9 protein-coding genes and 1 pseudogene are annotated in these 10,103 nt (G+C 39.3%); 1 reads left to right on the forward strand and 9 read right to left on the reverse strand.

The window, feature by feature from the left end; translation table 11 throughout:
- Nucleotides 1–92: 92 nt before the first annotated feature.
- The 9 genes from G9371_RS18105 to G9371_RS18145 all read right to left on the reverse strand — a co-directional run bounded on the left by G9371_RS18105 (nucleotide 93) and on the right by G9371_RS18145 (nucleotide 9,852).
- Complete coding sequence (locus G9371_RS18105) at nucleotides 93–452, reverse strand: hypothetical protein (RefSeq protein WP_000416092.1); 360 nt, start codon at nucleotides 450–452, stop codon at nucleotides 93–95.
- A gap of 381 nt (nucleotides 453–833) precedes the next feature.
- The gene (locus tag G9371_RS18110) at nucleotides 834–2,192 is read right to left on the reverse strand and encodes an amino acid permease (RefSeq protein WP_071543229.1); all 1,359 of its coding nucleotides are present in this window, start codon (nucleotides 2,190–2,192) and stop codon (nucleotides 834–836) included.
- Nucleotides 2,193–2,337: 145 nt separating this feature from the next.
- Nucleotides 2,338–3,783: an NAD(P)/FAD-dependent oxidoreductase gene (locus tag G9371_RS18115; RefSeq protein ID WP_029424305.1), complete on the reverse strand. Its 1,446-nt coding sequence runs from the start codon at nucleotides 3,781–3,783 to the stop codon at nucleotides 2,338–2,340.
- 19 nt (nucleotides 3,784–3,802) lie between these two features.
- The gene (locus G9371_RS18120) at nucleotides 3,803–5,134 is read right to left on the reverse strand and encodes an APC family permease (protein ID WP_000428074.1); all 1,332 of its coding nucleotides are present in this window, start codon (nucleotides 5,132–5,134) and stop codon (nucleotides 3,803–3,805) included.
- A 195-nt stretch (nucleotides 5,135–5,329) separates the two neighbouring features.
- A complete protein-coding gene (locus G9371_RS18125) occupies nucleotides 5,330–6,037 on the reverse strand; it encodes a cache domain-containing protein (protein WP_000191917.1) in 708 nt (235 codons plus the stop codon).
- A 65-nt stretch (nucleotides 6,038–6,102) separates the two neighbouring features.
- Nucleotides 6,103–6,822: a FadR/GntR family transcriptional regulator gene (locus tag G9371_RS18130; RefSeq protein WP_001277431.1), complete on the reverse strand. Its 720-nt coding sequence runs from the start codon at nucleotides 6,820–6,822 to the stop codon at nucleotides 6,103–6,105.
- Nucleotides 6,823–6,881: 59 nt separating this feature from the next.
- Entirely contained in the window at nucleotides 6,882–7,652 is a 771-nt protein-coding gene (locus G9371_RS18135) for a nuclear transport factor 2 family protein (RefSeq protein ID WP_001041177.1), read from the reverse strand.
- 28 nt (nucleotides 7,653–7,680) lie between these two features.
- On the reverse strand, nucleotides 7,681–9,111 hold the full coding sequence (locus G9371_RS18140) for a gamma-aminobutyraldehyde dehydrogenase (protein ID WP_001140774.1): 1,431 nt from the start codon (nucleotides 9,109–9,111) through the stop codon (nucleotides 7,681–7,683).
- A 318-nt stretch (nucleotides 9,112–9,429) separates the two neighbouring features.
- Entirely contained in the window at nucleotides 9,430–9,852 is a 423-nt protein-coding gene (locus tag G9371_RS18145; protein WP_002001056.1) for an Lrp/AsnC family transcriptional regulator, read from the reverse strand.
- Nucleotides 9,853–9,987: 135 nt separating this feature from the next.
- Here G9371_RS18145 and G9371_RS19305 point away from each other — a divergent pair.
- Nucleotides 9,988–10,103, forward strand: a pseudogene (locus G9371_RS19305) (hypothetical protein); the annotation flags it as partial.

Genomic DNA, 10,103 nt, shown 5'->3' on the forward strand with positions numbered 1-10,103 from the left:
AAGTTTATCTAAGAGGAAAGCAACCTAAATAGTGGCTTTCCTATCTTTTAAAGTCATGAACGTGCTTTAAAAATAAGCTTAATGAAATAGGGTTATTTCTTCTGTTTAAAACGGTATTTACATTTCAAGCAGCGATAGTCCTGAAATATATTTTTATCAATCATTACGCCTGCTTTTTTACCAAAAATATTACCTACCACACCACCAGTAATGCCTGCACTGATTGCACCGACAAATGTTCCTACAGTTCCACCAACAATTACACCTAATGGTCCGGCAACAGTACCAATCGCTGCCCCTACAGTAGCACCAGTTGCGGCGCCGCCTACAGTACCTGCCGTAGTACCTGCAGCTGTTAATAAAACACCACCAGTGGTTTTTAGTAATTTGTCATGATCACGTGTTTCAATTTCTGTAGAACCACATTTCGGACATTGCAGTGTTTTTTCCATAAAATTTTCCTGTCTTTCATCATTGAGCGACGCAGTAAATAGCGCGAAATCTATAAGTGGGTAAAGCACTGGGTTAGATGAAGTGCCTTTTTCCTAGAAGGGCATCGCAACAATATACTTTGTCAGCCTCGATTTTAGCTGAACATAAGCACAAATAATTATAGTTCATGTAAACACTTGTATTTTAATCATGATCTGTTGAGTATGACTTAATTGCTTGTTTTAGAATGAATAAAGACTACATAAAATATCTCAGAATTAATTATTGTGAATTAAATTAGAAATAGGCATATGGCATGATTGGTTTGTTCTGAAGGCAAATTGTTTGTAAACCCCAAAATAATAAAGGCTTATCCTGTTTGAATAAGCCTTATTTGAAGATTAGAGTGATTTTTTCCAACTCAAAATTGTATATAACCCAAACATAAAAGCAATCCAGATTGGAATAATAATCACCGACTTTTCAAAGCCTTGAGTCCACATGATATATAAAATCATGCCAATAAAAGTCAAAACGATATAGTTACTCAAAGGTGAAAATAGGGCAGGAAATTTGGCAACTTTATTTTCAAGCTTCATCGAACGTTTAAATTTTAAATGGGTAAAACTAATAATTGCCCAGTTTAAAACCAAAGCTGCTACAGCCATGTACATAAGATAGCTTAAAGCTTCTTCTGGTATGAAATAGTTAAGTAATACACACCCAAAAATTAGAATAGAAGAAAAGATAACCGCGGATGTAGGTACACCTTGTTTGCTTACTTTTGCAAAAACTTTAGGTGCGTTGCCTTGGACTGCTAGCCCGTACAACATACGGCTGTTGGCATACATCCCACTGTTATAAACAGAAAGGGCAGCAGTTAAAATAATAAAGTTCAGTAAATGTGCCGCCCAACCAATGCCCAGTTGGCTAAAAATCATGACAAATGGACTCTTATCTAAACCGCCGAGGTCCAGTTGATTCCATGGAATAAGCGACATAATAATTGCCAGCGAAGCCACATAAAATACCAAAATTCGAAAAATGACTTGGTTAATGGCTTGTGGAATACTTTTTTCAGGATTTTCAGCTTCAGCTGCCGTCATTCCAATGAGTTCAATACCACCAAAGGCAAACATTAAAAAAGCGAGCATATAAAACAGGCCCGAGAATCCATGAGGGAAAAATCCGCCATGCTGCCATAGGTTTGAAAAGCTAGCGATAGAGTCACTACCCGCGGTAAGCAGTAAATATAAGCCAAATACAATCATTGAAATGACCGCAGCAACCTTAATAATAGCTAACCAAAATTCAGATTCGCCATAAAATTTAACATTGCCTAAGTTCAAGCAAGTGACCAGTACAAAGAAAAATAAAACTGAAACCCAAGCAGGTATATGAGGCCACCAATAATGTACATATTTAGCCACGGCGGTAAGCTCGGTCATGGCAACCAAAATGTACACTACCCAATAATTCCAGCCCGATAAAAAACCGGGAAATCTCCCCCAGTATTTTTGTGCAAAATAGCTAAAAGAACCGACTACAGGTTCTTCGACAATCATTTCACCCATTTGGCGCATGATTAAAAATGCAACCAAACCGACAATGGCATAACCCAAAATGATTGAAGGACCAGCAGACTGAATGACTTGTGCCGAGCCTAAAAATAGTCCTGTGCCCACAGCACCACCCATAGCGATTAACTGGATGTGACGATTTTTAAGTCCACGTTTTAATTGGGAAGATGAGTTACTCAAAATACTATGCGCTGTCTGAAAAAGCCGACGCTATTGTAATGGATTGGATAGGGATAACCTAGTTTGAAAAGTAATATTGCGCTTATATAAAAAGATTCGCACAAACCTGTACGAATCCTTTTTTAGAAAATGACGTTTTTATAAATTAGAAAGAAACCATTTTGCCCGGATTAATCATTGCACCGAGGCCATACATGCTTTTAGCGAGTGGAATAACAACTGGGGCAAGGGTACGGCCAAAAATAATATTTTGATGGTCAATTTTAGATAACATTTCAAAGTCATTCGATTGGCCAACAAAATCATTTGCGATGGCTTTACCAATACGTACTGTCTGCGCTACGCCATGACCGCTCCAGCCGTGAACAGCATAAATCGGGAACGTGTTGCCAAATTTACGACTATCGACTGCACCATTTACCGTTAAATCAGTGGTTCCACTCCAGACGAAATCCATCTCTAGATTTTTAATTTGCGGGAATACGGTATGAATTCGATGCTCTAGATAATTTAGAGTTTTCTCTGGTCCCCAACATGTTCCAGTACCTTGTCCACCAAACAGTAAACGGTTATTAAAGACAGGGCGGTAGTAATCAATCTGGAACTGAGTGTCATAAACCGGATGTCCAAATGGCAGAAGCTCTTTGGTATCAAGCTCTAAAGGAGCGGTGGTCGCGACATAAGTGTAAAACGGAATAGTGGTATTGTTCTGTTCAGATAGAAGTTTAAATGAAGCATGGTGTACTGCTAAAACCACGGACTTTTTAGCTTTTACGACTGCATTTGCCGTGTGAACATAAATACCATCTGCTTTTTCTTCTATTGAAATAACTTCTGTTTGCTCATACACAGAGCCGCCGTTTTGGCAAAAGCCATAAATTAAGCCACGGTTTAGAGCCAACGGATGGATTTGTCCACCTAACTCATCAATTAAACCACCTGTATAGTAGTCAGACTTAATATAGTCCATGAGTTCGTGTTTACCCACAATACGGGTATGGTCTTCACCTAAGTATTTTCGGGCATCGGCACCTTGTGTTAAGCCAACCAAATGTCCCTCATGAACGGCGGCAGTAATATGGCCGTATTTACGGTCAAAGTTGAGTTGGTATTTTTCCGAGATGTCATCAATCAGTTGCATCGCTTCAGTAGAGGTAAAATGCCATAGCTTTTTGGCATCTTCGTAGCTGAGTCGATCGGCCATTTCTTGAGCTTCCCAACGTGCTAAACCTGGGGTGAGTTGTCCACCATTTCGACCTGAAGCTGCACTACCAATACGATTTCTTTCTAATAAAACCGTATCTACACCTTGTTCAGCTAAATGTAAGGCAGTTGATGAACCTAATAAGCCACCACCAATAACCACCACATCACACTCGATGTCAGCATTTAAACTGTCAAATGTATGCCAATTCGAGAGGGAACTTTCATAGTAGTTTGCTGGGTTATCTACCGAAGTGTCATTAACCGTGGTTGAGTCAAATTTCGCGTGTTTTGGATTTAACCAGCTCCATTCTTTACCCACTTGTAAAGACTGACTTGGTTTGTATTCCACATCTTTTAAAAGTTGAGGTTTAGAAATAATTTTCATGACGAAGTTCCTTAAAAAATTAATAAGCATTACTAATTGCAATACTTTGTTTTTTAATCGTTTTATAAATGAATAGAAGAATGCCTAAAGCCAACCAGAAACATCCAAAAGTCAGTGAAGACGAGTCGAGATTGAGCCATAAACAAATAATGCTGACGACCGATAACAGCGGTAAAAATAGGTTTAGAAATTTATTTTTAAAACCTGAGCGTTGCTTATCTTTAATATAAAATTTCATAAAAACTGAGAAGTTTACGGCTGTAAACGCAACGAGCGCACCAAAGCTGATCAGACTGACAACTTGAGCTAAATCTAAGAAAATAGCCGACATCGAAATAAGCCCGACAAATAAAACCGAGAAAAATGGTGTCCCTAAAGAGCTATGGATGGTTCCAAAATACTTTTTAGGGAAAATATTGTCGGTACCCATTATATACAGTAAACGCGAAGCACTGGCATGTGAGGCAAGGCCAGAGGCGACAGTGTTCATAATTTGTCCGCATAAGAAGATGGATTGAAACAAAGCACCACCGACATAAAGCACAATTTCTGGTAACGCTTCTGAAGGATGGTGAAAACGGACATTGTTTGGAAAATAAAGCTGAATAAACCAAGCGGCTGTGAAGAAAATAGCTCCGCCAGCAAGTGTGGTTAACATGACTGCACGGGGAATATTTTTGGTGGGTTGTTTGGTTTCATTTGAAAGGGTGGTGACCGCATCAAAACCTAAGAATGAAAAGCATAGAACTGAGGCCCCAGCAACAAGTGGTAACAGTGATTGTTGACCATGCCATAGCGGAGCCAAGGTAAGTACATGTTCGTAACCTTGAGTAGAGCCAATACCCCGGACCACTAAATATACAAAAATAACCATGAGGATAATCGGTGCGAACACAAACACGAGGCTTAAGTTAGCAAGTAATCGAATACGGAAACAGTTGACTAAAGTCACAAGGCCCGCCGATACCAGCACCCAAAACCAATAAGGCAAACTTGGAATCAGTGCGGTGAGATAAATTGCTGCCAGTAATACATTGATGAGCGGTAATAACAGATAGTCGAGTAGAGAGCACCAACCGACAAAAAAACCACTTTTGGGTCCTAAGCTTTCGGCAGTATAACTGTAGGCTGAGCCTGATTTTTCCGAATTTTGGCTAAACCTTGCGTAGCTCCAAGCAGTAAGCAACATAGCACCTAAAGCAAGCAAATATGCGAGAGGGACATGACCATTGGTAATTCCGGAAACAATACCGAAAGTATCAAAAACCGTCATGGGGGTCATATAGGCAATACCAATAATTGTCACTTGCCATAGCGATAATTTTTTTAAGGAAGACGCTTTATTTTCCATGTCTTTTCAACCTCAAATTTCGTTGTTTTTGCTTTTCATCCAGAAAGGCGATGCTATTTTTAGGCCAAAACTTCTCCTAGACCTGAATAAACAAGTCTGTTTGAAGAAAGTTTGAACAATAGCTAGGGACTTAAAGTGCTATATCACCTTGGTGGTACACTAAAGCGGGAATAAAAGGCCAATATTCTTTGCTTTTTAGATGACAACCAACTGGAAAGACTGACAGGGTTGCGAGAAAAACTGTTGATCAGTTTTATCTTTAAATAATGTCCCGGTTCTGATGCTAATGTCATTTGAAGTAATGACTCGAGATGAATCATTCATAATGACCGCCTTTTGCTTAATGTTTTTGAGTTTTGGCATAAGTAGTTTTTCAAGGGCCGAAACTAAAATATCGGTCGCAATGACACCGATAAAATGGTCATGAATCATGACAGGGTGAGCAATGGTAATGGTATAGGCACCATTGCAAATATAATCCACATAAGGACCATGTATGCATGGACTTTTATTTTGTGCAGGTTTATGGAACCACTCAAATGAGCGGAAATCTAAAAAGCGCTGCGCATTTTGGTAGTTTTCAAGTTTCGCTTGTTGTAATTGATCTTCTTTTTTATACCACCATTCTAGTGTCCAATAGTCTTGCTCATCTTGAGTTGCCGGACTATAGCTTGCAAAACCCGTACCTTGACTATAATGGCTCTGAGAGAGTGCTTTTTTAATTTCTTTCTGCAAAGCAGCGCGTTCTGAAGTTGAAAGCTTAATATCTGCATTTTTTTCAGAAGCGTGTTTTGACAGAATCTTACTTGCTTTATTTGCGAGTGTTTCCGTAATAGAGGTTGTTTCGTCAACTACCGTCTTTAACAAATTTTGAAGCTCTTCTACATCTAAATGTTGGGTCATTCCTATAACTCCTAAAATTCCATATTCCTAACTTGTGTATTAATAAGCCATCTCATTTCTTATTTTTATTCACTCGATAACTTATATCGAAGCATTTGGTCAGTGAGCATTGAAACTATTTTTCTGGCTTGAATAACAGCTTCATTTTCATTGTTGTCAATAAAAGACGACAAAAGATGGTGATATTGCTTTACAACTTCACGGTGAAAATCATCATCTTGATAAAGCACGGCAATGAGTGGAGCCCATTCAGCCTGAATCGTGAGTTCCTGATTTGCCAGTCTTGAAGATTGGGCAAATGAGGTCAGTGTGAGTAAACAACGTAAATCAAGCTGTGCACGTGTATCTGCTTCAACGGCTTGTTCAAATTGATCAATCAGCTCTTTGATTTTGTTAAGTTCGTATTCAGTTGTTCTTTGAGCGGCCAGATAGGCACTATGACTTAAAATTGCACTATGAAACTCGCCTAAATCGGCAAGATACTCATTTGAAGCTTGGCGCAAAGGATGTTGATTTAAAAGTAAATCCGAAGGTAGCTCACAAACAAAACTCCCACCATTTCTTCCGCGACGTGTATCAATTAAACCCTTTACGCGTAAAGTATTTAGTGCTTCGCGAACGGTAATTGGCGAAACTCCCATTAAGCGTGCTAAGTCTGCTTCATTAGGAAGTTGTTCATTGCTCTTGAGCAAACCAGAGATAATTGCATTTTCCAAGCGTTCTACAACTTGTTCCGAACGAGTTGCTTGAGCAATAGGTGCAAAAATTATCGTATATGCTGACATGGCGAATTCTCTAAAAGCTAAGTCAAAAGACTTAGCTTAATGAAGCGGATAAATAGTTATTAAAACACGCCATAACCATGGACAGCCTGTTCATCTTCAGGCACAGCAGGTATTGCATCCCAAAGTTCAACAATTTTGCCATTATCTACACGCCATAGTTCAAAATAGGCATGTCGATTTCCGGCAATACTGCCTTCGGAATGTGTCAATACAAATTGACCATCAGCAATGGAGCGATGCGTTTTTGAGTATACCAAACCTTGTCCTTCATTACGGATATTGTTCAAAAAATCAATCACGGCTTTAACGCCATCACCAATATCTGGACTATGTTGAATGAACTGATCGCCGTCGGTATATTCTTTAAAGGCTTCATAATTTCCATCAATTAATGACTTCTTGAAGAAAGACGTCACAATCTCGCGGTTTTTCTCTGGGTCATGGTGAGTTACGATTTCAGTCGGACCATCTAGTTGAGTTCTACCGCTTACATTCGGTGCAGCTTCTGCCACAAGACCATCCCAATGCTCGACAATTTTGCCGTCTTTTACTCGGTAAATATCAAACCCAACCAATGGGTTTTCATCTAAGCCTTGAAAGCGGCCATGAATTGCAACCAAATCACCATCTGCTAGTACACGTACAGCCTCATGTTGCATATCGGGACAATCTTCTACCAATTGACGAAGACCTGAAATACCATTTGCAACGAGTGGTGAGTGCTCTATAAAGTCTTCAGAAAAATAACGGTCTAGAGCAGTGGTGTCATGCAAATTAAAGAGCTCATGATGGGCTTTAGTCACCAAGTCTTTCATTTCTTGCTTATTCATTTTGATCTCCTTTCAAAACGCATTGTTATTATTCGTTTGAACTCATCACATGTTTAACACGGGTATATTCTTCAAAACCGTAACCAGATAAATCTTTACCATATCCTGACTTTTTGAAGCCGCCGTGTGGCATTTCCGCGGTTAAAGGAATATGGGTATTAATCCAAACTGTACCGAAATCAAGTTCACGTGACAGGCGTGTTGCACGAGCATGGTCTTTGGTCCAAACACTTGAAGCTAGGCCATATTCAACATCGTTGGCTTTTTCAATGGCATCATTTTCATCGGTAAATTTCTGAACGGTAATCACTGGTCCAAAAATTTCATTTTGAATAGCTTCATCATGTTGTTTTAGGCCACTAATAACAGTCGGTTCAAAATAGAAACCTGGGCGGTCTGCTTGTTTGCCACCTGTTTCAACTTTGGCGTGAGCAGGTAAGTTGTCGATAAAAGCTTTAACATTCTTTAATTGATTGGCATTGTTAAGTGGACCATAAAGCGCGTCTTGATCATCTGGATCGCCAAAACGGGTATTTTTTGCAGCTTCAACGAGTTTAGCTAAAAACTCGTCATGAACAGATTCAGCCACAATCACACGCGTTGCCGCAGTACAGTCTTGCCCTGCGTTGAAATAGCCTGTTAAAGCAATCATTTCAACGGCTTTATCAAGATCGGCATCTTCAAAAACCAGTACAGGTGCTTTACCGCCAAGTTCAAGATGGGCTTTTGCTAAATTTGCCGCAGCAGAAGCAGCAACTTGTAATCCGGCACGAACTGAACCGGTAATTGAAACAAGAGCAGGGGTTTTGTGTGATACAACTTTTGAACCGACTTGCGCTTGGCCTAACACCACGTTAAATGCACCTTTCGGAAAAAATGGTGCAGCAATTTCTGCAAGTAAAAGGGTACTTTCAGGAGTTGTGTCACTTGGTTTTAATACGACAGTATTACCCGCTGCCAAAGCAGGCGCAATTTTCCAAACCGCCATCATAAGTGGATAGTTCCAAGGTGTAACTTGGCCGACCACGCCGACTGGTTCGCGGCGAATAGAAGAAGTTAAACCTTCTAAATATTCTCCAGTTGCTGTGCCATCGAGTAAGCGGGCAGCGCCTGCAAAGAAACGAACTTGATCTGCCGATGCACCTACTTCTTCAGATGCAATTAAATGTTTTAACTGACCTGTATTGCGGCTTTGCGCTTCAATTAAACGGTCAGCATTTGCTTCAATGGCATCTGCCAAGTTAAGTAATGCTTTTTGACGAGTCGAAGGTGTACTACGTCCCCAAATTTTAAATGCTTCTTTTGCAGCAGCATAAGCTGCATCAACTTCTGCCTCGGTCGCATTCGGCGATTGTGCATAGACTTCACCAGTGACTGGGCTTACCAAATCGAAGAAATCATTTCCTTTGCTAGCAACATATTCGCCGTTAATGAAGTGTTGTAGTTGAGTTTTAGCCATTTTTATACCTTGTCCTTAGGTTTTAACATATAACATATAATACTATATGTATTATGTTTTAAATTTTCTGTCAAATGCTTTGATGAGGGGAGTGAGTGAAAAAGTGGGAATTTAAATCAAATTAGATTTTAAGTTTTTGATTTTGATTATTTAAAAAAATTAAAAATTTATTGAGGATTGTTAGAATAGGTTCATCATGAGGATGGCGCTTTTAGATTTAACGAGCGGCGATAGAGAAATTTTTGAATGAAAGGGAATGGATGAGCTCAGCCGTATAGTTGGCTCACCCCATGTTTAATTTAAGTTTGAACGCAGTAATTAGGTCTTATGGCTAGCAAGTAAAATACTGGTCTCACTGTTATAAATACCTGAAATATTTCTAATTCTTTCTAATACTTTATCGAAGTTTTCTAAAGTGTCGGAACGTAGCTCAACCAAAATATCCCATTTACCGTTAGTTTTATGCAGACATTCAACCGCACTTTCTAGGCGTAGTTCTTTAATCACAGACTGCGCTTTGGTGCCTTCGACCATAATGCTCATCCATGCACGGATAACATTCCGTTCCGCATTTGGTTTAAAACGAACCGTATATCCGGTAATAATGCCCGAAGATTCAAGATACTCCATTCTCTTTTTAATCGTTGCTCTTGAGACGTGAACTTTTTCGGCTAACTCGGTTACAGACATCCGTGCGTTATCTTTAAGTAAACCTAAAATAATTTGATCAATATTGTCCATAATGTAATTGTCAATTATCAGATTGGTAAAAAATAATTCATTTTTTACTGAATTACAAATTTTGTGAATCAATTTGATTTTGAATAATAAGGTCATCAGTTAATCCGAATAATTCAATTTAATGGACTAGATAAGATGAATAATTTTGCAGTTTCTCGTGGTGACTTTAACGAGTGGATGGTTCCAGTATTTGCACCGGCAAATTTCATTCCGGTACGTGGTGAAGGTTCACGTATCTGGGATCAAGAAAA

Origin of the sequence: Acinetobacter sp. EKM10A (genome assembly GCF_011075215.1) — a bacterium.
Taxonomy (GTDB): domain Bacteria; phylum Pseudomonadota; class Gammaproteobacteria; order Pseudomonadales; family Moraxellaceae; genus Acinetobacter; species Acinetobacter baumannii.

Excerpts from the sequence above, each read along its gene's own strand:
- G9371_RS18140 (WP_001140774.1), bottom strand. The coding sequence starts at position 9,111 with ATGGCTAAAACTCAACTACAACACTTCATTAACGGCGAATATGTTGCT.
- G9371_RS18120 (WP_000428074.1), bottom strand. The coding sequence starts at position 5,134 with ATGGAAAATAAAGCGTCTTCCTTAAAAAAATTATCGCTATGGCAAGTG.
- G9371_RS18135 (WP_001041177.1), bottom strand. The coding sequence starts at position 7,652 with ATGAATAAGCAAGAAATGAAAGACTTGGTGACTAAAGCCCATCATGAG.
- G9371_RS18105 (WP_000416092.1), bottom strand. The coding sequence starts at position 452 with ATGGAAAAAACACTGCAATGTCCGAAATGTGGTTCTACAGAAATTGAA.
- G9371_RS18130 (WP_001277431.1), bottom strand. The coding sequence starts at position 6,822 with ATGTCAGCATATACGATAATTTTTGCACCTATTGCTCAAGCAACTCGT.
- G9371_RS18145 (WP_002001056.1), bottom strand. The coding sequence starts at position 9,852 with ATGGACAATATTGATCAAATTATTTTAGGTTTACTTAAAGATAACGCA.
- G9371_RS18115 (WP_029424305.1), bottom strand. The coding sequence starts at position 3,783 with ATGAAAATTATTTCTAAACCTCAACTTTTAAAAGATGTGGAATACAAA.
- G9371_RS18125 (WP_000191917.1), bottom strand. The coding sequence starts at position 6,037 with ATGACCCAACATTTAGATGTAGAAGAGCTTCAAAATTTGTTAAAGACG.